Annotated in this window: 21 protein-coding genes and 1 pseudogene; 10 read left to right on the forward strand and 12 right to left on the reverse strand. The window is 64.2% G+C overall.

Going from position 1 to position 21,567, the window contains the following annotated elements:
* Positions 1-68 precede the first annotated feature (68 nt).
* From FJW08_RS30295 to FJW08_RS30310, 3 genes are all read left to right on the forward strand, one after another.
* Positions 69-1,103 carry a phosphotransferase gene (locus tag FJW08_RS30295; RefSeq protein WP_140813502.1) on the forward strand — a complete coding sequence of 345 codons (1,035 nt, stop codon included), beginning with the start codon at positions 69-71 and terminating at the stop codon, positions 1,101-1,103.
* A gap of 264 nt (positions 1,104-1,367) precedes the next feature.
* Positions 1,368-2,012: a TetR/AcrR family transcriptional regulator gene (locus tag FJW08_RS30305; protein WP_140756132.1), complete on the forward strand. Its 645-nt coding sequence runs from the start codon at positions 1,368-1,370 to the stop codon at positions 2,010-2,012.
* A 289-nt stretch (positions 2,013-2,301) separates the two neighbouring features.
* Positions 2,302-2,550, forward strand: coding sequence for a DUF680 domain-containing protein (locus FJW08_RS30310; protein WP_140813503.1), 249 nt, complete (start codon positions 2,302-2,304; stop codon positions 2,548-2,550).
* A gap of 49 nt (positions 2,551-2,599) precedes the next feature.
* On the opposite strand, the gene FJW08_RS30315 is transcribed toward FJW08_RS30310, so the two are convergent.
* The 7 genes from FJW08_RS30315 to FJW08_RS30345 all read right to left on the reverse strand — a co-directional run bounded on the left by FJW08_RS30315 (position 2,600) and on the right by FJW08_RS30345 (position 10,047).
* Complete coding sequence (locus FJW08_RS30315) at positions 2,600-3,649, reverse strand: Gfo/Idh/MocA family oxidoreductase (RefSeq protein WP_140756136.1); 1,050 nt, start codon at positions 3,647-3,649, stop codon at positions 2,600-2,602.
* A complete protein-coding gene (locus FJW08_RS30320; RefSeq protein WP_140756138.1) occupies positions 3,649-4,434 on the reverse strand; it encodes a ThuA domain-containing protein in 786 nt (261 codons plus the stop codon). The genes FJW08_RS30315 and FJW08_RS30320 overlap by 1 nt, the downstream gene beginning before the upstream one ends.
* Before the next feature lie 70 nt (positions 4,435-4,504).
* Complete coding sequence (locus FJW08_RS30325; RefSeq protein WP_140813504.1) at positions 4,505-4,729, reverse strand: hypothetical protein; 225 nt, start codon at positions 4,727-4,729, stop codon at positions 4,505-4,507.
* Positions 4,730-4,787: 58 nt separating this feature from the next.
* Positions 4,788-5,369, reverse strand: a complete 582-nt coding sequence (locus FJW08_RS30330; RefSeq protein WP_140813505.1) for a sarcosine oxidase subunit gamma — start codon at positions 5,367-5,369, stop codon at positions 4,788-4,790.
* On the reverse strand, positions 5,362-8,355 hold the full coding sequence (locus tag FJW08_RS30335; RefSeq protein WP_140813506.1) for a sarcosine oxidase subunit alpha: 2,994 nt from the start codon (positions 8,353-8,355) through the stop codon (positions 5,362-5,364). Before FJW08_RS30335 ends, FJW08_RS30330 begins: the two co-directional genes overlap by 8 nt.
* Positions 8,352-8,663, reverse strand: coding sequence for a sarcosine oxidase subunit delta (locus FJW08_RS30340; protein WP_140711976.1), 312 nt, complete (start codon positions 8,661-8,663; stop codon positions 8,352-8,354). The genes FJW08_RS30335 and FJW08_RS30340 overlap by 4 nt, the downstream gene beginning before the upstream one ends.
* 130 nt (positions 8,664-8,793) lie before the next feature.
* The gene (locus tag FJW08_RS30345) at positions 8,794-10,047 is read right to left on the reverse strand and encodes a sarcosine oxidase subunit beta (protein WP_140813507.1); all 1,254 of its coding nucleotides are present in this window, start codon (positions 10,045-10,047) and stop codon (positions 8,794-8,796) included.
* Positions 10,048-10,248: 201 nt separating this feature from the next.
* Between FJW08_RS30345 and FJW08_RS30350 the strand changes: the two genes are divergently transcribed.
* The 7 genes and pseudogenes from FJW08_RS30350 (at position 10,249) to FJW08_RS30380 (ending at position 15,175) form a co-directional block, all read left to right on the forward strand.
* A complete protein-coding gene (locus FJW08_RS30350; protein WP_224597182.1) occupies positions 10,249-10,620 on the forward strand; it encodes a YrdB family protein in 372 nt (123 codons plus the stop codon).
* A 36-nt stretch (positions 10,621-10,656) separates the two neighbouring features.
* Positions 10,657-10,782 (forward strand): annotated as a pseudogene (locus FJW08_RS30355) (SDR family oxidoreductase); the annotation flags it as partial.
* Positions 10,783-10,910: 128 nt separating this feature from the next.
* Complete coding sequence (locus FJW08_RS30360) at positions 10,911-11,297, forward strand: SET domain-containing protein-lysine N-methyltransferase (RefSeq protein ID WP_140813508.1); 387 nt, start codon at positions 10,911-10,913, stop codon at positions 11,295-11,297.
* Between the two features lie 176 nt (positions 11,298-11,473).
* On the forward strand, positions 11,474-11,740 hold the full coding sequence (rpsU, locus tag FJW08_RS30365; RefSeq protein WP_010911429.1) for a 30S ribosomal protein S21: 267 nt from the start codon (positions 11,474-11,476) through the stop codon (positions 11,738-11,740).
* A 141-nt stretch (positions 11,741-11,881) separates the two neighbouring features.
* Positions 11,882-12,724 carry a tetratricopeptide repeat protein gene (locus FJW08_RS30370; protein ID WP_140756152.1) on the forward strand — a complete coding sequence of 281 codons (843 nt, stop codon included), beginning with the start codon at positions 11,882-11,884 and terminating at the stop codon, positions 12,722-12,724.
* 213 nt (positions 12,725-12,937) lie between these two features.
* Complete coding sequence (locus FJW08_RS30375) at positions 12,938-13,414, forward strand: DUF992 domain-containing protein (RefSeq protein ID WP_140756154.1); 477 nt, start codon at positions 12,938-12,940, stop codon at positions 13,412-13,414.
* A 324-nt stretch (positions 13,415-13,738) separates the two neighbouring features.
* Positions 13,739-15,175, forward strand: coding sequence for an MFS transporter (locus FJW08_RS30380; RefSeq protein WP_140813509.1), 1,437 nt, complete (start codon positions 13,739-13,741; stop codon positions 15,173-15,175).
* A gap of 26 nt (positions 15,176-15,201) precedes the next feature.
* Here the strand turns inward: FJW08_RS30380 and FJW08_RS30385 are convergent, their stop codons facing one another.
* From FJW08_RS30385 to FJW08_RS30405, 5 genes are read right to left on the reverse strand one after another with little or no spacing between them, the layout of a single operon-like run.
* The gene (locus tag FJW08_RS30385) at positions 15,202-15,891 is read right to left on the reverse strand and encodes a response regulator transcription factor (RefSeq protein ID WP_140813510.1); all 690 of its coding nucleotides are present in this window, start codon (positions 15,889-15,891) and stop codon (positions 15,202-15,204) included.
* A complete protein-coding gene (locus tag FJW08_RS30390; RefSeq protein WP_140813511.1) occupies positions 15,888-18,623 on the reverse strand; it encodes a sensor histidine kinase KdpD in 2,736 nt (911 codons plus the stop codon). Before FJW08_RS30390 ends, FJW08_RS30385 begins: the two co-directional genes overlap by 4 nt.
* A 57-nt stretch (positions 18,624-18,680) precedes the next feature.
* Complete coding sequence (gene kdpC, locus FJW08_RS30395; RefSeq protein WP_140813512.1) at positions 18,681-19,244, reverse strand: potassium-transporting ATPase subunit KdpC; 564 nt, start codon at positions 19,242-19,244, stop codon at positions 18,681-18,683.
* An 11-nt stretch (positions 19,245-19,255) separates the two neighbouring features.
* Positions 19,256-21,349, reverse strand: a complete 2,094-nt coding sequence (kdpB, locus tag FJW08_RS30400) for a potassium-transporting ATPase subunit KdpB (RefSeq protein WP_140813513.1) — start codon at positions 21,347-21,349, stop codon at positions 19,256-19,258.
* Entirely contained in the window at positions 21,346-21,561 is a 216-nt protein-coding gene (locus FJW08_RS30405; RefSeq protein WP_140813514.1) for a hypothetical protein, read from the reverse strand. The genes kdpB and FJW08_RS30405 overlap by 4 nt, the downstream gene beginning before the upstream one ends.
* Positions 21,562-21,567 lie beyond the last annotated feature (6 nt).

Here is a 21,567-nt window from a genome sequence, read left to right on the forward strand (position 1 = left end):
TCACGGTGGCGCGGGACCAACGCCCAATCAGCTCCTAAACTGATTCAACGCAATCGTGAGGTTGCCTGATGAGCGACCTGAACGCGCTCGACCAGGCGGCGCTTGCGCCTTACCTCGAGGCGCACATCCCGGGCTTTTCCGGGCTCACGGCAATCGAAAAATTCAAATCCGGCCAATCCAACCCGACCTATCTCCTGACGGCGGCAAGCGGCCGTTACGTGCTGCGCGCCAAGCCGCCAGGCCAACTCTTGAAATCGGCGCACCAGGTCGACCGCGAATTCCGCGTGATGAAGGCGCTTTCGGGCACCGCCGTGCCTGTTCCCGAAATGCTGCATCTGTCGGCCGAGGATTCACCGATCGGCCGCATGTTCTACGTCATGGATTTCCTCGATGGCCGCATCTTCTGGGATCCGGCGCTGCCTGACGCCCGCGACAACGGTGAGCGCGCCGCGATCTACGACGCCATGAACGCGACGCTCGCCGCCCTGCACGATGTCGATGTCGAGGCCGTGGGTCTCGGCGATTTCGGCCGCCCCGGCAATTACTTCGAACGGCAGCTGGCACGCTGGACCAGCCAGTACCGTGCCTCCGAGACCGGCACCATTGCCGAAATGGATCAACTGATTGCCTGGCTGGAACCCCATATGCCGGCCGATGATATCAGCGTGTCGCTGGTGCATGGCGACTACCGGCTGGACAACCTGATCTTCGCGCCGGACCAGCCAAAGGTGCTGGCGGTGCTCGACTGGGAATTGTCGACGCTTGGCCACTCCTTCGCCGACATCGCCTATCAGTGCATGCAATGGCGCCTGCCGCATGATTCCGGCTTTCGCGGCCTGGGCGGCGTCGATCGCTCGGCACTTGGCCTGCCCGGCGAAGAAGATTATGTCACCGCCTATTGCCAGCGGCGTGGGCTCGCCGGCATCGACAACTGGACGTTCTTCCTCGCCTTCTCCTTCTTCCGGTTGGCGGCAATCTGCCAGGGTGTCTACAAGCGGGCGCTCGACGGCAACGCTTCCAACCCGGAGAAGGCCAAAACCTATGGCGAGGCGGTCAAATTGCTCTCGCACCTCGCCGCCAAAATGATCGACGAGCAGACGTAAAGGGGGAGACGGATGGGTCGCTTCGACGGCGCAACGGTGCTGATCTCGGGTGCGGCCGGCGGGCTTGGCCGGGGAGCCGCAAAAGGCTTTGCCGCCGAAGGCGCGCGCGGCTAGTTCTGTCTGATATCGACGGGATGGCGCTGGCCGTCGATGGCGGCGTCCGTACCATCTGACGCCTGCCGCATGGGAACCGGCGGCACCCTTGTTCGTTTCCGTACAGCGTATATAATTTAGCCAGGCACCAACCAGACAAGGGCAACTGACTTGCCGCTGAGCGTCCAGAAACGCCGCGAGAAACAAAAGGCCGAACTGCGCTCGGAGCTTGTCGCGGCCGCGCACAAGCTCGTCCAGGAAGAAGGCTATGAAGGCCTGACCATCCGCAAGCTGGCCAAGCGGGTCGGCTATGCGCCGATGTCGGTCTATTCCTACTTCGCCGACAAGCAGGACATCCTGTTCGCGCTGGCCGAGGACGCGTTCGAAACGCTTGCCCGGCGCATCGAGGAGCACCCATCGGACGATCCGATCGAGGCCTTGCAGGCGGTCATGACCGAATATGCCGCCTTCGGGCTCGGCAATCCCAACGAATACCGCACCGTCTTCATGACCGAAAAGACCAAGCTGCCGGAAGGCAGGAGTTACGAGGACATGGAGGAAGGCAACCCGGCGATGAAGGCGCTGATCAGCAGGGTCGAGGCCTGTGTCGCCGCCGGCAAATTGCATGGCGATCCGCGCGCCATTGCCACCATGCTGTGGGCGGTCGGCCATGGCACGATCTCGCTGTTGATCACCTTCCCCTTTTATCCGTTCGGCGACCCGCAGGCTTTCGTCAAACGCATGTGCGATTTCACCCTTGCCACGCTCAGCACGCAAGATGTGCCGCCGTTGACCGAGACACCGGTCAACTGCTGAGCGCCAGCCCTTTCGTCTTCCCGTTTCCTCACCGCCCTCGCAGCCAAGTCTAATGCATGTCGCCCGGAAGTGTCCTCGGTTCCGGGATAACGACATGCATAAAATCAGAAGCTTACAGCAGGTCGGGCGAATCTTATTCGCCGCGACACGCTGTAGGCGAATTTCTTGGTTAACAAAAGTTTACCGTACGCGTACGATTCTCTCTTGAACTCCCCGATCGTCGGACGTATTTGTACGAAACAACGTACATGTACGGAAACAAATTCACCGTCGAAAACGGAGACCGACCATGAAAAAGACACTTCTCACCCTCGCCGCCGTGCTGGCACTTTCGGGCTCGGCTTTTGCCGCCGGCTCCGCTCACCCGGTCAAGCACCCGACTGCAGCGACCTGCGTCGACATCAGGACCAATGTGAAGCTCGATTGCGCTTCGACCGGCTCGGTCGATAAGAAGGCTTCCACGCAAGCCACGACCGACGGCAAGGGTCCGCGGCTCGGAATCACGGTGAACCCGTGGATCATGCCGAGCGCCTACTGAGATTTTCGGAAAGTCGGTTCTGGCCGGCTCAACCGGCCAGATGGTGATTTCAGGCGACCGAGACCGGCAGCTTGGTCGCTGAACTTTCGAAGGCCGCGTCGATCAGCTTCTGCATGTCTGCGGCCCGCCGGAACGACGGATCGCCGTTCTGTCCGGTATCGAGCGCATCGGCAAAACGCCGGGCGTTGCGCTTGACTTCGGGCGGCATCAGCGTCCGCCAGCGCTGGTGGTCGACATCCTCGCCAAGGCAGGCGGACAGGTGCGAAACCTTGCCGTCGGTCTCGACCTTGATCGCGCCCTTGGTGCCATGCAAGGCCAGCGACAAATCGTTGCCGTGACCTGTCGTGTAGCGGCTGGCCATGATCGTGGCCAGCGCCCCGGATTTGAGCCGCGCCGTCATCGCCACGCTGTCATTGGCGTCGAGCACATAGTCGCCGATGCGATCGCCCTCCGCTTTCGGAAACGTCACCAGGTCGGCATGCAGACCGACGATATCCTGGGCCGCGCCATAGCTGGCGAAATCCAGGATGTGGATGCCGACATCACCCAGAACACCTGTCGAACCGTGTCGGCTCGACAGGCGCCACAGCCATTTGTCGTCGATCCGCCAGTCGCCCCAAAACTTGCTGACCAGCCAGCTTTGCCTGTAGCCCGCCTCGACATGGCGCAGCTCGCCGATCTCGCCGGCCTGCACCATGCGTCGGGCCTCGTGGATCACGGGTGAGTTGCGATAGGTCAGGTTGACCATGTTGACGAGCCCGGCCGCCTCGGCGGCTTCGCTCATCGCAAGCGCATCGGCATGGTTGGGCGCCAGCGGCTTCTCGCAGAACACATGTTTCCCGGCGGCAAGCAGGGAGAGCGTCGTCGCCTTGTGGACGCCGTCCGGCGTCGCGTTGATGGCGGCATCGAACTCACCCCAGGCGATCGCCGCTTCGAGGCTTTCGAAGAAATTGCCTATCTTGTTGGCGGCGGCGAACGCCGCCGCGCGGCCCGGCAGAGAATCGACGCAGGCGACGATGCTGCAGCCCGGAACCTGACCGAACTCCTCGATATGATGCGCCGCGATCCAGCCGGTGCCGAGCAAAAGCAAGCGATGCATCAGCTCAACCCCTTATCACCGTCGGCATGCAGGCGCAGGCCTTTCTGGACAATCTTCTCCTTGGCCTTGTCCGTCGGTACATTCGGCGCATTGGTGATGCCGGCCCAGGCCGGGGCCGGGTTGTGTGCCCAATGCACGGCGTTGCGCAGCACCTGCTGAACGCCTTCATTGTGATAGATCGGATAGGTCTCGTGGCCGGGCGAGAAGTAGAAGATTTTTCCCGCGCCGCGCTGGTAGGTCAGCCCCGATCGGAACACCTCGCCGCCCTCGTACCAGGAGATAAACACCGTCTCCAGCGGCTCCGGCACCGCGAACGGCTCGCCATACATTTCCGTCTCGCCGATCTCCAGGCATTCGCCGATGCCTTGGGCGATCGGGTGGCCGCGGTTGATCGCCCAGACCCGCTCGCGCTCGCCCGCCTCGCGCCATTTCAGCGAACAAGGCGTGCCCATAAGCCGCTTGAATATTTTCGAGTAATGGCCGGAATGAAGCACGATCAGCCCCATGCCTTCCCAGACCCGCTTCTGCACGCGCTCGACGATCTCGTCCTTGACCTCGCCATGGGCGGCATGGCCCCACCATAGAAGCACGTCGGTTGCCGCCAGGCGCGTCTCGCTCAGGCCGTGTTCGGGTTCCTGCAAGGTGGCGGTGGTCGCCTCAATGCGCTTGTCCTGGTTGAGCGCGGCGGCAATGGTGCCGTGCATGCCCAGCGGATAGAGGTCGCGCACGGCGGCATTGGTCTGTTCATGGACGTTCTCGCCCCAGACAACGGCTTCTATTGGCATTTTTCCTCTCCAAAGCGCTTTGAATACCGCATCCACCGAAGCATTGGGAAGACGCCTTCAGCCAAAAATTTCAGGGCTTGCGGGTCTTGCGGCCAGGAACTGTCTTGGCCTTGCCGGCTTTGGCCGGCGCGCCGGAAATGGACGACCCCGTAATCGACACGGGATCGCTGGCCGGGAACGTATCCTCGAGGCCTTCCTCGAGTTCTTCTTCGGCGTCGGCTTCGTGGCGCCGCTCAAGTTCTAGCGAACGGACTGCCGCGGTTTTCGGCGACTTCGGCGCGGACTTCGACGGCATCGGCAATTCTCCTCGACCTGTCGCCGCACAACGGACGCGGGCGGCAAACGTTCCGGGGTCAGCCAGCGGCGTCGCGGGCTCCTTCGGACAGGAAAGTAAAGACATAGTCCGAGAAGGAACGCCAGCACTCGACCCGGAAGCCTTCGTCGGCCGTGCGCAACAGCACGATCTCGGCCTTGCCCAGGATGGTGCGCGAAGCGGCGCCCACCGGGAAGGCTTCGAGCGACAGATCCTGCGGGCAGCCCGAATTGATCGCGGCTTCCGCCGCCGGACCGGTGACTGAAATCGCGATGTTGCGATGCGAGATACCGACCGACGAGTGCAAGGCTGAAACCTTTGCGCAATCGGCGAGTGGGTCCTTGCCGGCCTCGTCGATGACAAGCCATTCGTCCGGCCCAAGCCACAGCGCCGTACGCCCGCCCTTCGACATTGATGTTTTCGGCTTCTTCGGCAAGGTCAGGCCGAGCGCCTTCGACAGTGCGGCGACCGAAGCTTCCGGCGCGCGCAGCGAGACGCGCTCGGCCGGCGGCAGCACCTCGACCTTGACACCCGTTGCGGAGACGGTGCGCCCGGCCAGTGCCGGACGCCGCTCTGCCGAGGGCGAAGCCGTCGCGGCCGTCTTTGCAGCATCCTTAGCCATTGAGGCGCCCTCCCGTCTCGTCGAAGAACACCATGCCGGTAACCTCCACTTCGATCACCCCGTTCGGCATCGGCACGTAGAGCGTATCGCCCATCCGGTCACGCCCGCCGGCGACCAGCGCCAGCGCGATGGAACGGCCGCAGTTTTGCGACCAATAGCTCGAGGTGACGTGGCCGATCATCTTCATCGGGATCGCCTGCTTCGGGTCCTCGACGATCTGCGCACCTTCTTCCAGCACCACCTTGGGGTCCTTGGTTTTGAGGCCGACCAGTTGCTTGCGGCCCTTGGCCACCAGATCGGGCCGCATCAGGCCGCGAATGCCGACGAAGTCGGCCTTCTTCTTACCGACCGCCCAGTCGAGACCGGCATCGTTGGGCGTCACCGTGCCGTCCGTATCCTGGCCGACGATGATATAGCCCTTCTCGGCACGCAGCACGTGCATCGCCTCGGTGCCGTACGCGGTGGCGCCATGCTTCTGGCCCTCGGCCCACAGCGCTTCCCAGACCGCCTGGCCATGGTCGGCCGGCACATTGACCTCGAAACCGCGCTCGCCGGTGAACGACATGCGGAACAGCCGTGTCGGCACGCCACAGATCTTGCCTTCGCGCACCGACATATGCGGCAGCGCTTCATCAGACATGTCGATCCCTTCGACCAGCGGCACGATGATGTCTCGGGACTTCGGACCCTGCACGGCAATGACCGCCCACTGCTCGGTGATCGAGGTCAGCCAGACATTGAGATGCGGGAACTCGGTCTGGAGGTAATCCTCCATGTGGTTCATGACGCGCGGCGCGCCGCCCGTCGTCGTGGTGACATGGAAACGGTCCGGCGCCAGCCTGCCGACGACACCGTCATCATAGATGAAGCCGTCCTCGCGCAGCATGATGCCATAGCGGCAGCGACCTGGCTCCAGCTTCTCCCACGGATTGGTGTAGAGCAGTTCCATGAATTTGGCAGCATCCGGCCCGACCACTTCGATCTTGCCCAGCGTCGAGGCATCGAACAGGCCGGCCTGGTTGCGGACGGCGACGCATTCGCGGTCGACCGCCGCATGCATGTCCTCGCCGGCTTTCGGGAAATACCAGGCGCGCTTCCATTGGCCGACATCCTCGAACACCGCGCCTTGCGCCTCGGCCCAGGGATGGATTGCCGTCTTGCGGGTCGGGTCGAACAGCGGCCCACGCGCGTGGCTGACGATCGCGCCGAAGGTGACCGGCGTGTACGGCGCGCGGAACGTGGTCAGGCCGACCTCGGGGATCGGCTTGCCCAGCGTCTCGGCGGCAATCGCCAGCCCGTGCATGTTGGACGTCTTGCCCTGGTCGGTCGCCATGCCGTTGGTGGTGAAGCGCTTGACATGCTCGATCGAGCGCATGCCTTCATGCACCGCCTGGCGGATATCCTTGGCGGTGACGTCGTTCTGGAAATCGACGAAGGCTTTCACCGTCGTGTCCGGCCCGGCGCCGGGTGCCGCACCCAGCATGCCGCGCGACCAGCTCTCCGAGGCGTCCACCTTCGGCTTCACACCTTTGGCGGCTTTCGCGCCAGCATCCTTGGCCGCCTTGGCGCCCGCCGCATAGGCTTCGTCAACCGTTGCCGACAGGCCGTCAGTGCCGTTGCAGGCGCCGACCGAGACGCAGTCCTGCGCATAGGTGCCCGGCACGAAGCGCTTGGTCTCGTCGTTGAAGGCGACCTTGCCGCGCGACTGCGAGAACAGATGCACCGACGGCGTCCAGCCGGCCGACATCAGGATTGCATCGACCGCCATGGTGCGTTCGCCGCCGCCATTCTTCGGCTGCACCGTCATCGACGACACGCGTAGCTTGCCGCCGGCGCGGATCACAGCACGACCAAAATTGATCTCGATACCGAGCGCCCTGGCCTCATCGATCACCGTCCCGGTCGGATTGTCGCGCAGATCGACGATCGCCGCCACGTTGACGCCGGCCTTCTTCAGGTCGATCGCGGCGCCGTAGGCCGAGTCATTGGCCGTGTAGACACCGACATTTTTTCCGACCGCGACACCATAGTGATTGAGGAAGGTGCGCGCCGCGCCCGCCAGCATGACGCCTGGCCGGTCGTTGTTGGCGAACACCATGTGGCGCTCGATGGCGCCGGAGGCCAGCACCACGCGCTTGGCACGCACCTGCCAGAGCCGCTCGCGCGGCAGGTCGTGACCGGGGGCCTTCAGGTGATCGCTGACGCGCTCGACCAGACCTACGAAATTCTGCGCGTAATAGCCGAACGCCGTGGTGCGCGGCAGCACGCGGACATTGTCCATCGCACTCAGCCTGGCAATCGCCGCTTGCGCCCAGGCAAAGCCGCCCTGGCCATCGATCTTCGCACCAGACTCGAAGCGCAGGCTGCCGCCGAACTCCGCCTGCTCGTCCGCGAGGATGACGCGCACGCCGGTCTCCGCAGCGGCAAGTGCTGCTGCGATGCCGGCCGCACCGCCTCCCAGCACCAGAACGTCGCAATGGGCGTAGCGCGAGGAATAATGGTCTGGATCCGGCCTGTCGGGGGAGACGCCAAGACCGGCGGCTTCGCGGATCTTGGGCTCGTAGAGGCTCTTCCAGGCCGCCTTCGGCCACATGAAGGTCTTGTAGTAGAAACCGGCCGAGAACAGCGGCGATGCCAAATCGTTGACCGCGCCGACGTCGAAGGACAGCGACGGCCAGCGGTTCTGCGAATTGGCGGCGAGCCCGTCATAGAGCTCCTGCACGGTGGCGCGCACGTTGGGCGTCTTGCGCGCGTCATCACGCACGATCTGGACCAGGGCGTTGGGCTCTTCCGCGCCGGCCGACAGGATGCCGCGCGGGCGGTGGTACTTGAACGAACGGCCGACCAGATGCACGCCGTTGGCCAGAAGCGCCGAGGCCAGCGTGTCGCCCTCGATGCCGACATAGGACTGGCCATCGAAGCTGAAGCGGGCGGTCTTGGCCTGCCTGAGGCGTCCGGCACCGGGAATGCGCAATGCGCCGCTCATTTGGCAAGCCCTTCGTTGGAGTTTTTGGGCAGCTTGGAAGGTTTCGGCTCGCCGGCCTTGTAGGTCATCACGAACTTGTCGGTGACTGTGTCGCGCACCGCGTTGAAGAAGCGCGCGCAGCCATGCATGTGCCGCCAGCGCTCATAGATGATGCCCTTGGGATTGGAGCGGATGAAGAAGAACTTCTCGAAATCGTCGTCGCTCTCGCCGGCCATGTTGGCCGAGCGCGCTATGTGCGCCTCGCCGGCATTGCGGAATTCGAGTTCCGGGCGCTCTTCCTCGCAATAGGGGCAGCGGATGAGAAGCATTCTGTTTGTTCCTACAATTCGCCGTGGCCGACGCGCGCGCCGGCCGGTTGATCGCAAAGCTTCTGGCCCATGGTCATGAATGGAGTCCCCGCCAGCATCAGCGGCATCGCCACTGCCATCTCGGTCATCATCAGTGCGCCACCGCCGCCGCAGCAGCCTCGTCGATGAGGCGGCCGGTGCGGAAGCGTTCGATGGTGAAGGGCGCGTTGATCGGATGCGGATCGTCCTTGGCGATGGTGTGGGCAAAGACATGGCCCGAGCCAGGCGTGGCCTTGAAGCCGCCCGTGCCCCAGCCGCAATTGACGTAGAGGCCGGGCACCGGCGTCTTGGCCAGGATCGGCGAGCGATCGGGCGTCACGTCGACGATGCCGCCCCACGAACGCAGCATCTTCATGCGCGTGAAGATCGGGAACATTTCGCAGATGGCGTCCAGCGTATGCTGCAAGATGTGAAGCCCGCCTGTCTGCGAATAGGAAACATACTGGTCGGTGCCGGCGCCGATCACCAGTTCGCCCTTGTCGGACTGCGAGATATAGGCGTGCACCGTGTTCGACATCACCACGCAGGGCACGACCGGCTTGACCGGCTCCGACACCAGCGCCTGCAACGGATAGCTCTCCAGCGGCATGCGCACGCCTGCCATGTTCATGATGACGGACGAATGGCCGGCGGCGACGACGCCGACCTTCTTGGCGCCGATGAAGCCGCGCGTCGTGTCGACGCCAGTCACCGCGCCGTTGGCGGCCCGCTTGACGCCGGTGACCTCGCAGTTCTGGATGATGTGCACGCCGCGCGCCGAAGCGCCGCGCGCATAACCCCAGGCGACCGCGTCATGGCGCGCCGTGCCGCCGCGGCGCTGCAAGGCGGCTCCGACGACCGGATAGCGCGCGTCTTTCGAGATGTTGAGCGGCGGACAGAATTCCTTGGCCTGCTCCGGCGACAGCCATTCATTGTCGATGCCGTTCAGCCGGTTGGCGTGGACATGGCGCTTCAGCACCTGGATGTCGTGCACATTGTGCGCCAGCATCATGACGCCGCGCGCCGAATACATGACGTTGTAGTTGAGTTCCTGGCTCAGCCCGTCCCACAGTTTCAAAGCGTGGTCGTAGATGCCGGCGCTCTCGTCATAGAGATAGTTGGAACGGATGATGGTGGTGTTGCGGCCGGTGTTGCCGCCGCCCAGCCAGCCCTTTTCCAGCACCGCGACATTGGTGATGCCGTGCACCGTGGCCAGATAATAGGCGGTGGCCAACCCATGGCCGCCGGCGCCGACGATGATGACGTCGTATTCCTTCTTCGGCTCTGGCGAGGACCATTGTTCCTCCCAGCCCTTGTGGCCGCGCATGGCCTCGCGGGCGATGGCGAATACAGAGTATTTCTTCACGGTCCAGCCTCGCAAATGGCAGCCGGGCGTTCATCATCAAGCCCCGGCGCGCGAGGTGTATCACTAGCGAAACAGCGCTGCCATCCTTGCGCTGTTTGCGACGGCGCTTGCCGTTTTGCGCCGCGCTGAAAAAGAGGTATCCGGTCTGGCCCCGATGATTGCCTTCAGTCACACTCCTCGGCGTCGGGGATTCGGAGGACGATGGTGGGCAACGCCTGGTGGAATCTTACATTGCGCTTCCTGCTGGAGCTTGCCGCCTTGCTTGGCCTCGGCATGGCAGGCTGGAGCCTCTCGGACGGAGCGTGGCGTTGGGTCCTCGCCATCGCGTTGCCGCTCGCCTCAGCCGCGGCATGGGGTACCTTCGCGGTCCTCAATGATCCGAGCCGGTCAGGCCGGGCTCCGGTGCCGGTGCCTGGCGCTGTCAGGCTGGCGCTGGAATTCGTCGTCCTGTTCGGCGGTGCCGCGGGTTTCCATGTGGCAGGCCATACCGCTATGGGCATCATCATGGCCGTGCTGATCGTCATCACCTACGCGTTCTCGCTAGACCGTCTGGCATGGCTGCTGCGGCAATAGTTGGTGCGAACCTCTGAAGGTATCGGGTGGCTGCTCCTGAGGCGCATGGCGCAGCCGCAAGAGATCGCCCGCTCCGCGCTTTACCTTGCCTCCGACGCCTCGAGCTTCACCACGGGAACCGCGTTGTTTGCCGATGGCGGCGTGTCGATCAACCGGACGTGAAGGACTTTTACGGGGAACAGGCCTGTTCGTCGTTGTGACGCAGGCCGCCGGTCTTGCTTTTTCGGCGCGATTTGGCGATTCCGTTTCCTGTCGAAACGGGTCTTCTTGCCAAGACGGGTCCAAGAACCATGATGCTGATCCGAACCTATGTCGCCCAGAGCGCAATCGAAGGCGTTGGCATGTTCGCCGCCGAGCCCATCCGCAAGGGCGCCTCGATCTGGCGCCTGGATCCGGATTTCGATCGGCTGATCCCGATGGACAGATACGAGGCGGCGCCGCAGCCGCTGAAGGAATTGCTCGACCGTTATGCCTATCCGAGCCCGGACAAGCCCGGGTTCATGGTTTACGAGGTCGACAATGGCCGCTTCATGAACCATTCGGCGACCCCGAACACCGATTTTTCGCAATATGGCGGCGCGACCGCGACCCGGGATATCGCGGTCGGCGAGGAGATCACCTGCGATTACGGTGAGTTCTTCGAGGATTTCGAGCGGCTGCACCTGGCCACGGCGTAACGGGCACCCTATCTCTAGCCAACCGTGGCAATTTGGCTGTCGTCCGTCATTTCGACTGTGGACAGCGAGGCTTGATTCTGCTATCAGCCGCCACAATTCGTGGTGTCGAGCGCCGCGGAGGCTTGTGGCTATGGCTGCTTGCCTGTTGATATCAAACCCGAAAGACAGGATTGCCCGTGCAGGTACTCGTCCGCGACAATAACGTTGATCAGGCGCTTCGCGCGCTGAAGAAGAAGATGCAGCGCGAAGGCATTTTCCGCGAAATGAAGATGCGCGGCCACTACGAGAAGCCTTCCGAGAAGCGCGCCCGTGAAAAGGCCGAAGCCGTTCGCCGCGCCCGCAAGCTGGCCCGCAAGCGCGCACAGCGCGAAGGCCTGCTGCCGATGACCCCGCGTCCGGTCGCTGCTGGCGGTGCCGCCGGTGCAGCGCGTCCGCCGCGCTGATTATTGCCAATATTTCGTCCTTTTCGAAGGATACCAGGGTGGCGCGATGCGGAATCGCCGCCACCCTTTTATTTTGATTGTGACCCGGCCCGGAGGGGGGAACCGGACCTGAACGACGGCGCAAGTGAGGACAGGGCAGACATGAACGCAACAAGCGTGGAGCGCGGGACCGCATTGCGTGGTTTCGCCCTGACAGCGGCCCTGCTTTCCGGACTGGTGCTTGCGGGCTGCCAGACATCGGGCCCGGCCGGCGAGTTCAACAACATCGACAAGGCGCAAGGGTCGAGCGAGAACATCTCCTCGCTGTCGGCGGTCATCCAGCGCAATCCCCAGGATCCCGAAGGCTACAATGTGCGCGGTTCGGCCTATGGCCGCGGCGGCCAGTACCAGCAGGCGCTCAAGGATTTCAACCAGGCCATCCAGCTCAACCCGAATTTCTACCAGGCTTATTCGAATCGGGCCCTCATCCAGCGCTTCCTCGGGAACCAGGAAGCCGCACTCGCCGACTATAACCGCTCGATCCAGATCAACGGCAATTATGACGCCGCCTATATCGGCCGCGGCAATCTCTACCGCAAGGCCGGCCGCACCCAGGATGCCTTCAACGACTTCCAGAAAGCGATCCAGCTCGATACCACGGACGCCCGCGCCTACCACAATCGCGGCCTGATCTATCAGAGCCAGGGCCAGCACAAATTCGCCATCGAGGATTTCTCGACCGCTATCTCGCTGGCCCCTGACGCCGCCGAACCTTACAATGGCCGTGGCCTCTCCTATCTGGCGACGGGCGACGAGGACAATGCCTTCTCCGACTTCAACATGGCGATCAAGCTCGATGGGCAGAACGCCGAGGCCTGGGCCAACCAGGCGCTGATCTACGAACGGCGCGGCGACAAGGCAAAGGCGGCGAAGGCCTATCGCGAGGCCGTGCGCCTCAACCCCAGCTACCAGCCGGCCAAGGACGGCCTCGCCCGCGTCAGCTGACATCGGCTTCGTCAGGCCCGCGCCAAGCGCCCCACTGCATCGTGTGCGTGTCCGAAAGGACACGCGGCGCTGAAGATCGCCGCCAATCCGGCAACCCTGTGTTAACCCCCACGACAAGCCGTTAACCCTCGCCTTGTTCGCGCCAAGTTTTCGGCGGAACGGTCTGACCATTCAAGCCGTTATCACGAAGCGATTTGCGAAAGGACCCTCCCCATGATCAAGAAACTCGCCTGCGCCGCTGCCCTTGCAACGACCGTTTTCGCCGCCGCCCCGGCCAGCGCCGGCAGGCTGCAACTCGGCACGCTCGACTGCACCATCGATGGCGGCACGGGCTATATCGTGACGTCCAACAAGGGCGTGTCCTGCGTCTTCCGGCCCCATCATCACGGGCCGTCGGAAATTTATACCGGCGTCATCTCCAAGCTCGGCGTCGATGTCGGCAAGACGCATCAGGGCCAGCTCATCTGGGCGGTTTTTGCCGCGACCCGCGACCGTGACGCGGGCGACCTTGCCGGCAGCTACTACGGCGTCAACGCCGAGGCGAGCGTCGTGACCGGCGGCGGCGCCAACCTGCTGGTCGGTGGCTTCGACAGCGCCTTCATGCTGGAGCCGCTCAGCGTCCAGGCGCAGACCGGCGTCAATCTCGCGGTGGCGGTGACTTCGCTGGAGCTGATCCACTCGCTCAAATAAGTGGTTTGGAGCCTCGGCTCCAGGCCCTTCACTCTGCGGCGCGGAACCGGACAGGATGGTTCCGCGCCGTTTGATTTTTGGGGGGACGAGGACAGCCATAGCCGCTGCCATCACGGCAAGCTGCCGGCAAGCAGTCCATCCAGGTCGACGCTGGCTCAAACATATCTTGAAAAAATCCCTTGAGCTAAACCGAGGTTGAGGTTCTACAAACCCGCCTCGAGCAAGGCCGCGTCTCGACGCCGCGCGCATGGTCCTGCCAGAAGCCTTGCGCTGGCTCCTGGCGCCGTGCGGCTGCATCGCGATATGCAAAAGCAGGGGATGGACATGACTGAAATCAGCACAAACAGGGTTGATTGGCGCGCATTGTGGGCGAGCGGCGACCTGGCGCGCTTCTGCTTCATCAGCCTCGGCATCCTGCTGCACGCCACCAACGAGACGATGGTGGCGACCGTCATGCCGGCCATGGTCGGCGAACTGGCCGGCGTCCAGCTCGTCGGCTGGTCGCTGGCGACCTACGAACTTGGCGCCATCGTCGCCGGTGCCGCGGCCGGACGGCTGGTGAGCTATGTGGCGCTGCGCACCAACATGGTGGTCGCGGCCCTGTTCTACGCGGCCGGGGCGCTGATCTGCGCCGCCTCGCCTTCGATGCAATTGTTCCTGGCCGGCCGTCTGATCGAGGGGCTTGGCGGCGGCGCGCTGGTGTCGCTGGCCTTCGTCTCGGTCGAACGGCTGTTCTCGCGTGCCATCTGGCCGCAGCTTTTCGGCATCATGTCGGCGATCTGGGGCGTCGCCGCCTTCAGCGGCCCGCTACTCGGCGCAATCATGACCGAATTGCTGTCCTGGCGCTGGGCCTTCGGCGTCTTCACCCTCGGCGGCGCCGCCATGGCGCTGGCAAGTTTCCTCGTACTCGACACACCGGAAGCGACAAGACCCGGCACGAGCGCCGGCAAGGCGCCGCCCTTCCCGTTCATGGCGCTTGGCTGCCTTGCCATTGCCGTGGTGCTGATCGCCTCGGCGGGCGTCGACATCGCCCTGCTGCGTTCCTCGCTGCTGATCATCCTCGGTCTGGCGGGTCTCGCGCTGTTCTTCTACATCGATGCGCTGAAGCCGCGCTCCCGGCTGTTCCCGGCGCGGCTGTTCTCATGGCGCACGCCGGTCGGCGCCGGCATGACCATGGTCGCCGCCTTTTCGATCGCGACCTGCTCCTTCGGCGTCTACGGGCCGCTGCTGCTGACCAGCCTGCACGACATTCCGCTGCTGACCACCGGCTATATCATCGCCGCCGAATCGATCGCCTGGTCGATCCTGTCGATCCTTGTCGCCAACGCGCCGCCGCGGCGTGAACGCATGATCATCGTCTGCGGCGCCCTGATGATCGCGGCGGGCATCGCCGGCTTCGCCTACACCATACCGCTGGGCTCTATCCCGCTGATCCTGGTCTGCGCCCTGCTGCAGGGCGGCGGTTTCGGCATTGCCTGGCCGTTCCTGACCCGCGTCATCGTCGCCTCCGCGCCGGACGACGAGCAGACCATCGCCTCGGCCGCGGTGCCGACCATGCAGCGCATCGGTTATGCCGTGGGCGCCGCCCTTGCCGGCATCGTCGCCAATGCCAGCGGTTTTTCGCAAGGCTTGAACCATGACGCGGCCGCTGGTGTCGCGAGCTGGCTGTTCCTCGCCTTCGTGCCGCTCGGCATTCTCGGCTGCCTCGCCGCATTGCGGACCTCGGCGGCGGCAAATCGTCCGCTCGCAGTCATCGGCTGACGCGGGGTTGTATCGGGCGGGTTATTTCACTCGACACGCAGGCGGTATCCGACGCCGGTTTCGGTGGTGATGTAGCGCGGCTGGTCGGGGGTTTTTTCGATCTTCTGCCTGAGTTGCCGCACATAGACCCTGAGATACTGCACGTCGGTCGAATCGTCCCAGATCTGCTTCAGGATGAAGTGGTGGGTCAGCACCTTGCCGGCGTGCTGCACCAGGATGCGCAGTATGTCGTATTCCTTCGGTGACAGCTTCACCTCCCTGTCCTCGACCCTGACGATGCGCTTGACCAGATCGACGCTGAGGTCGCCGCTCTGGAAAACCGGCTTTTCGCCCTGTTGCTGGAACTTGTGGCGCAGCGCCACGCGGATGCGCGCCACCAGTTCGTTCATGCCGAACGGCTTGGTGACATAGTCGTCGGCGCCGAGTTCGAGCGCGCTGACGATACCGGCCTCGTCGGTGCGGCTGGAGAGGATGACGACGGGAATGTCGACGCCGTCGTCACGCCATTGGCGCAGGAGCTCATGGCCCCCCATCCCGGGCAGGCCGAGATCGAGCAACACCAGATCCGGCTTTTCCTGTTCCATCAGCTCGATAGCCACCTTGGCGTTCGGCGCCTCGCTGACCGTGTAGCCCTGGCTGGCGAGGCCGACCCGAAGCAGCTTGCGGATCGGCGGCTCGTCATCGACAACCAGTATCCTGACATTCGAATTGGTCATCGCGGCTGGTCCACCCCGGGCTCGTCGGCGCGGTTGTCGACACCGCGCGCTTGCGCCGGCACCGGCATCCTGATGGTGAAGGCGGCACCGGGGCGGTCGGTCCGGTTGGCGGCCGCGATTGTGCCGCCCATCGCCTCGACGAAGCCACGGCAGATCGACAGGCCGAGCCCGGTGCCGGCGCGCACCTGATCGCCCTTGCGCACCCGGTAGAAGGTGTCGAACACGCGTTCCAGATCCTGCGCCGGAATGCCCGGTCCCTCATCCATGATCTGCACGACGACGGAGCCATTGTCGGTCCATCCCTGGACACGAATCGTCGAGCCAGGCGGAGAATATTTCGAGGCATTGTCGAGAAGGTTGAACAGGACCTGCTCGAACAGCACGGGATCGAGCCGCAACATCGGCAGGTCGGGCGGAATATCGACCTCGATCTCGTGTTCGCTGGTGATCTTGCGGGCGCGGTCGAGTGCCGTGCCGACGATATCTCCGAGATAGTGGAGGGCGTAGTTGGGCTCCATCGCCCCGGATTCGATCTTGGTCATGTCGAGCAGGTTGGCGATGAAGCGGTTCAGCCGTTCCGATTCGTCGATCACAGTCGACAGAAGCTCCACCCTGTCCTGCTCGGGCAGGTCGGGCGCGAATTCCTTGAGTGTGCCGGCCGCGCCCATGATGGCCGAGAGCGGCGTTTTCAGGTCATGTGAAATCGAAGTTAGCAGCGCCGAGCGCAGCCGGTCGGCTTCGGCGGCGAGCTTGGCGCGGTCGACATCGGCGACGAGCTGGACGCGTTCGATCGCCACCGCCGCCTGGTCGGCCAGCGCGTCGAGCAGCCGCTGCTGCTCGGGCGTCAAAAGCGGGCCCTGCTTGTCATTGTCGAGGCCGACGACGCCGATCGCCGTGCGCCCCGTACGCAAGGGGAGATAGAGGCGCTTGGCGCCAGGCAGCGTGTCCGCGCCGCGTCCTGCGGCGCGGTTGTGCTCCCAGGCCCAGCGGGCAGCGGCGATGTCGGCTTCTGCCAGCGTATCGTCGGGCGGATAGCCTGCCTTGACGGTGATGGTGCCATCTTCCGGCAGAAGCAGCACCACGCGCAGCTTCAGCATCGAGGCGATCTGGAAGGCGGTGGCCCAGAGCACGTCATCGAGCGTGCCGGCGCCGGCGAGCTTCTTGGAGAACAGATAGATGTCCTCGGTTGCCCGCGCCCGCGAGCGGGCGGCGGCGGCCTGACGCTGCACGCGCGCCGTCAGGTTGCTGGCGATGACGGCAACGGCGAAGAAGACGGCAATCGCAACGATGCTCTCCGGATCCCGGATCGTCAGCGTGTAGCGCGGCTCGAGGAAGAAATAGTTGAAGGCAAGTGTGCTCAGGAAACAGGCGTAGAGCGCCGGCCAGAGACCCCCGGCCACCGCCGATGTCAGCACGGAGAGCAGGAAGACGATCGCCAGGTTGCGAACGTCGAGAAACTGGTCGAGGGCGGAGCTGACGGCCAATGATCCGGCAACGTAAACGGTAGCCAGCAAATACGGCTTGGGCTGGAACTGCCTCTGCTCGGCGGCCGCGCTCACTCTCCTGGAAGGCGTCTCGGTGTCCCGCTCCGTTCCGGAGATGACATGGACGCTGATGTCGCCGGCATTGCGGATCAGATCGTAGGTGAGCGACCCCTCGATCAGTTCCCGCCAGCGCGAACGGGTCGGCCTGCCGACCACGATGTGGGTGAAATTGTTCGCCGTCGCGTGGCGCACGATATCCTGTGCCAGGTTCTGCCCTGGAATGGTCGTCACCTCGGCGCCGAGCTGTTCGGCTAGGCGCAGGAGTGTGGCGAGCCTGTCCTTGTCGTCCTCGGACATGCCGGCCGAGCGAGGCGTGTCGACATGAAGCGCCGTCCACGGCGCACGAAGCCTGTCGGCCAGCCTGCGTGCATAGCGAATGCGGGCTGCACCGCCCGGACGCGCATCGACGCAGACGAGAACCCGTTCCCCGGCAGCCCACGGACCCTGGATGGCGTGGGACTGCATGTGGTTGAGCAACTGCTCGTCGACGCGCTGGGCGGTACGGCGCAGCGCCAGTTCCCGCAACGCCGTCAGATTGCCCGGCGAAAAATAGTTCTCGACGGCACGCTGCGCCGTGTTGGGGAAATAGACCTTCCCCTCCTCCAGCCGCTTGATCAGGTCGTCGGGCGTCAGATCGATGATTTCGACGTCATCGGCTTGGTCGATGATGGAATCGGGCACCGTCTCGCGCACCCTGACCCGCGTGATCTGGGCGACGACGTCGTTCAGGCTTTCGACGTGCTGGATGTTGAGCGTCGTATAGACGTCGATGCCCCGCGCCAGGATTTCCTGGACGTCGAGATAGCGCTTGGGGTGGCGGCTGCCGGGCGCGTTGGTGTGGGCGAGTTCGTCGACCAGGACCAGCGCCGGGTGCCGGGCAAGGATGGCGTCGATATCCATCTCGTCGAGGACACGCCCTTTGTAATCGACCTTGCGGCGGGCAATGACTTCATAGCCTTCCACCAGGGCCTGGGTTTCCTTGCGGCCATGCGTCTCGACCACGCCGATTACCACGTCGACACCGTCGGCCAGCCTGGCACGGCCCGACATCAGCATCTCGTAAGTCTTGCCGACACCAGGTGCCGCGCCGAGGAATATGCGCAGACGGCCGCGCCCTTCCCGCCCCGCATGCTCGAGCAGCGCGTCGGGGGATGGTCTGTTTTCGACGTTGCTTCTGTCGTTCGGCATCGGATTCGATCATGAATGGCGCCGGGAACCATGTCGATCCCCGGCGCCGGCCATCACCTATTTCGCGGCATCCAGCGCCAGGTTGAGAGCCAGCACATTGATCGCCGGCTCGCCGAGCATGCCCAATTCCCGGTCCTCGACCTGGCTGTCGACGAGCGCCTTGAGCTTGGCTTCGTCGATGCCCCTGGCCTTGGCCACGCGCGGAACCTGGAAATAAGCGGCCTCGGGGCTGATCTGCGGATCAAGGCCGCTACCGGATGTGGTCACCAGGTCCATCGGCACCGGCGCATTCGGATTTTCCGCCTTCAGCTTCTCGGCATCGCCCTTGATGCGCTCGATCAGCTTCGGATTGGTCGGGCCGAGATTGGAACCACCCGAGGCGCCGGCATCATAGCCATTGCCCGCGGCGGAAGGTCGTCCGTGAAAATACTTGTCGCTGGCGAAGGCCTGGCCGATCAGTTCGGAACCGATCACCTTACCGTCCTTCTCGATCAGGCTGCCATTGGCCTGGCGCGGGAACAGCGCCTGGGCGATGCCGGTCATCCCCAAGGGATAGATGAGCCCGGTCAGCACGGTGAAGAAGACGATCATGATGATCGCGGGTCTGATTTGCTTGAGCATCGGAATGATCCTTATGCAAGGCCGAGGGCCGTGACGGCCATGTCGATTGTCTTGATGCCGACGAACGGCACGACGATGCCGCCGAGGCCGTAGACGAGAAGGTTGCGGCTGAGCAGCGCGCCGGCGCCGATCGCCCGGTACTTCACGCCGCGCAGCGACAGCGGGATCAGCGCGATGATGATCAGCGCGTTGAAGATGATGGCCGACAGGATGGCGCTCTGCGGTGTCGCAAGGTGCATGATGTTGAGCGCCTGCAGCGGGCCGGTCGTCTGGCCGGGCGCGACGTAGAAGACGGCGAACATGGCCGGGATGATGGCGAAGTACTTGGCGACGTCATTGGCGATCGAGAAGGTCGTCAGCGAACCGCGCGTCATCAACAGCGCCTTGCCGATCTCGACAATCTCGATCAGCTTGGTCGGATCGCTGTCGAGATCGACCATGTTGCCGGCCTCGCGGGCGGCGACCGTGCCGGTGTTCATGGCGACGCCGACATCGGCCTGCGCAAGGGCGGGCGCATCGTTTGTGCCGTCGCCGCACATGGCGACCAGCTTGCCCTTGGCCTGCTCGTCGCGGATCAGCTTCAGCTTGTCCTCGGGCGTTGCCTGGGCGAGGAAGTCGTCGACGCCGGCTTCCGCCGCGATGGCTGCCGCCGTCATCGGATTGTCGCCGGTGATCATCACCGTGCGGATGCCCATGCTGCGCAGCTCGGCGAAGCGCTCGCGGATGCCGCCCTTCACGATGTCCTTGAGGTGGACGACGCCGAGCAGTCGCCCGTCCCTCTCGACCGCCAGCGGCGTACCGCCCGATTTGGCGACCTCGTCGGCGATCGTCTGCAGGTCGCGCACGGTATCGCTTCCGGGCCGTGTGCCATGCGTGGCCGATGTCGGCTGGCTGACATAGGTCAGGATCGAATCGACCGCGCCCTTGCGTACCGAGGAGCCGTCCATGTCGACGCCGCTCATGCGGGTCTGCGCCGTGAAGGGCACGAACGTGGCGTGCAACGTTGCCATGTCGCGGGCACGGATGGCATATTTCTCCTTGGCCAGCACCACGATCGAGCGGCCTTCCGGCGTCTCGTCGGCGAGCGAGGCAAGCTGTGCTGCGTCGGCCAGTTCCTGCTCGCTGACGCCCTTGACCGGGCGGAATTCGGTCGCCTGGCGGTTGCCGAGCGTGATCGTGCCGGTCTTGTCGAGCAGCAGCGTGTCGACGTCGCCGGCGGCCTCCACGGCCCGGCCCGACATGGCCAGCACGTTGAAGCGCACCAGGCGGTCCATGCCGGCAATGCCGATGGCCGACAGCAGCGCGCCGATCGTGGTCGGGATCAGCGTCACGAACAGCGCGACGAGCACGGTCACCGAGATGTAGCCGCCCGAGTAGGAGGCGAAGCTCGGGATGGTCGCGGTGGCCAGAACGAAGATCAGCGTCATGGCGACGAGCAGGATGTTGAGCGCTATCTCGTTCGGCGTCTTCTGGCGCTCGGCGCCCTCGACCAGCGAGATCATGCGGTCGAGGAAAGTATGGCCGGCGGCGGCGGTGATGCGCACGCGGATCCAGTCGGAGAGCACCTGCGTGCCGCCGGTGACCGCCGAGCGGTCGCCGCCGGATTCGCGGATGACCGGCGCGGACTCGCCCGTGATCGCCGCCTCGTTGACCGAGGCGACGCCTTCCACCACCTCGCCGTCGGACGGGATGATGTCGCCGGCCTCGACGAGAACGATGTCGCCGACCTTCAAACCGGTGCCCGGCACCAGCTTGAATTTCGTCCGATCCTCGCCGGCCAAAAGCTTGGCCTGGGTTTCGGTGCGCGCCTTGCGCAGCGAATCCGCCTGTGCCTTGCCGCGACCTTCGGCGACGGCTTCGGCGAAATTGGCAAACAGCACGGTGAACCACAGCCAGATGATGATCTGCAGCGTGAAGCGCGGATCGCCGCCTCCGGTGACGAGGTCCTTGACGAACAGCACCGATGTCAGTGCCGAGACGACGGCGACGACGAACATCACCGGGTTGCGGGCCAGCGTGCGCGGATCGAGTTTGCGGAAGGCACCGCCAATGGCGGGCCACAGGATGCCGGCATCCATGATGTTGGCCGATTTTGAGTGGCTCATTTTGAAGCTCCGGCTTCAATGTTGATGCGCGGCACCGATTGGTCGGATGCCGGAAAAAGATGAGGAAGTCCGTAGGCCAGCAGCCAGAGCGCGATCATGGCGGCGGCAAGCCCAAGAAATGTCGACAGGGTCGGGAAAGGAGGCGGCATTCCCTCCTTCTCCGGATCGGCCCGATGCCTGACATTGCGGCGCTTGTTGTTGAACCAGGACATGTCCGC

The organism is Mesorhizobium sp. B3-2-1 (assembly GCF_006439515.1).
In the GTDB taxonomy this organism is placed as follows: domain Bacteria; phylum Pseudomonadota; class Alphaproteobacteria; order Rhizobiales; family Rhizobiaceae; genus Mesorhizobium.

Excerpts from the sequence above, each read along its gene's own strand:
- FJW08_RS30295 (WP_140813502.1), top strand. The coding sequence starts at position 69 with ATGAGCGACCTGAACGCGCTCGACCAGGCGGCGCTTGCGCCTTACCTC.
- FJW08_RS30310 (WP_140813503.1), top strand. The coding sequence starts at position 2,302 with ATGAAAAAGACACTTCTCACCCTCGCCGCCGTGCTGGCACTTTCGGGC.
- FJW08_RS30315 (WP_140756136.1), bottom strand. The coding sequence starts at position 3,649 with ATGCATCGCTTGCTTTTGCTCGGCACCGGCTGGATCGCGGCGCATCAT.
- FJW08_RS30320 (WP_140756138.1), bottom strand. The coding sequence starts at position 4,434 with ATGCCAATAGAAGCCGTTGTCTGGGGCGAGAACGTCCATGAACAGACC.
- FJW08_RS30325 (WP_140813504.1), bottom strand. The coding sequence starts at position 4,729 with ATGCCGTCGAAGTCCGCGCCGAAGTCGCCGAAAACCGCGGCAGTCCGT.
- FJW08_RS30330 (WP_140813505.1), bottom strand. The coding sequence starts at position 5,369 with ATGGCTAAGGATGCTGCAAAGACGGCCGCGACGGCTTCGCCCTCGGCA.
- FJW08_RS30335 (WP_140813506.1), bottom strand. The coding sequence starts at position 8,355 with ATGAGCGGCGCATTGCGCATTCCCGGTGCCGGACGCCTCAGGCAGGCC.
- FJW08_RS30340 (WP_140711976.1), bottom strand. The coding sequence starts at position 8,663 with ATGCTTCTCATCCGCTGCCCCTATTGCGAGGAAGAGCGCCCGGAACTC.
- FJW08_RS30350 (WP_224597182.1), top strand. The coding sequence starts at position 10,249 with ATGGTGGGCAACGCCTGGTGGAATCTTACATTGCGCTTCCTGCTGGAG.
- FJW08_RS30360 (WP_140813508.1), top strand. The coding sequence starts at position 10,911 with ATGATGCTGATCCGAACCTATGTCGCCCAGAGCGCAATCGAAGGCGTT.
- FJW08_RS30370 (WP_140756152.1), top strand. The coding sequence starts at position 11,882 with ATGAACGCAACAAGCGTGGAGCGCGGGACCGCATTGCGTGGTTTCGCC.
- FJW08_RS30375 (WP_140756154.1), top strand. The coding sequence starts at position 12,938 with ATGATCAAGAAACTCGCCTGCGCCGCTGCCCTTGCAACGACCGTTTTC.
- FJW08_RS30380 (WP_140813509.1), top strand. The coding sequence starts at position 13,739 with ATGACTGAAATCAGCACAAACAGGGTTGATTGGCGCGCATTGTGGGCG.
- FJW08_RS30385 (WP_140813510.1), bottom strand. The coding sequence starts at position 15,891 with ATGACCAATTCGAATGTCAGGATACTGGTTGTCGATGACGAGCCGCCG.
- FJW08_RS30390 (WP_140813511.1), bottom strand. The coding sequence starts at position 18,623 with ATGCCGAACGACAGAAGCAACGTCGAAAACAGACCATCCCCCGACGCG.
- kdpC (WP_140813512.1), bottom strand. The coding sequence starts at position 19,244 with ATGCTCAAGCAAATCAGACCCGCGATCATCATGATCGTCTTCTTCACC.
- kdpB (WP_140813513.1), bottom strand. The coding sequence starts at position 21,349 with ATGAGCCACTCAAAATCGGCCAACATCATGGATGCCGGCATCCTGTGG.
- FJW08_RS30405 (WP_140813514.1), bottom strand. The coding sequence starts at position 21,561 with ATGTCCTGGTTCAACAACAAGCGCCGCAATGTCAGGCATCGGGCCGAT.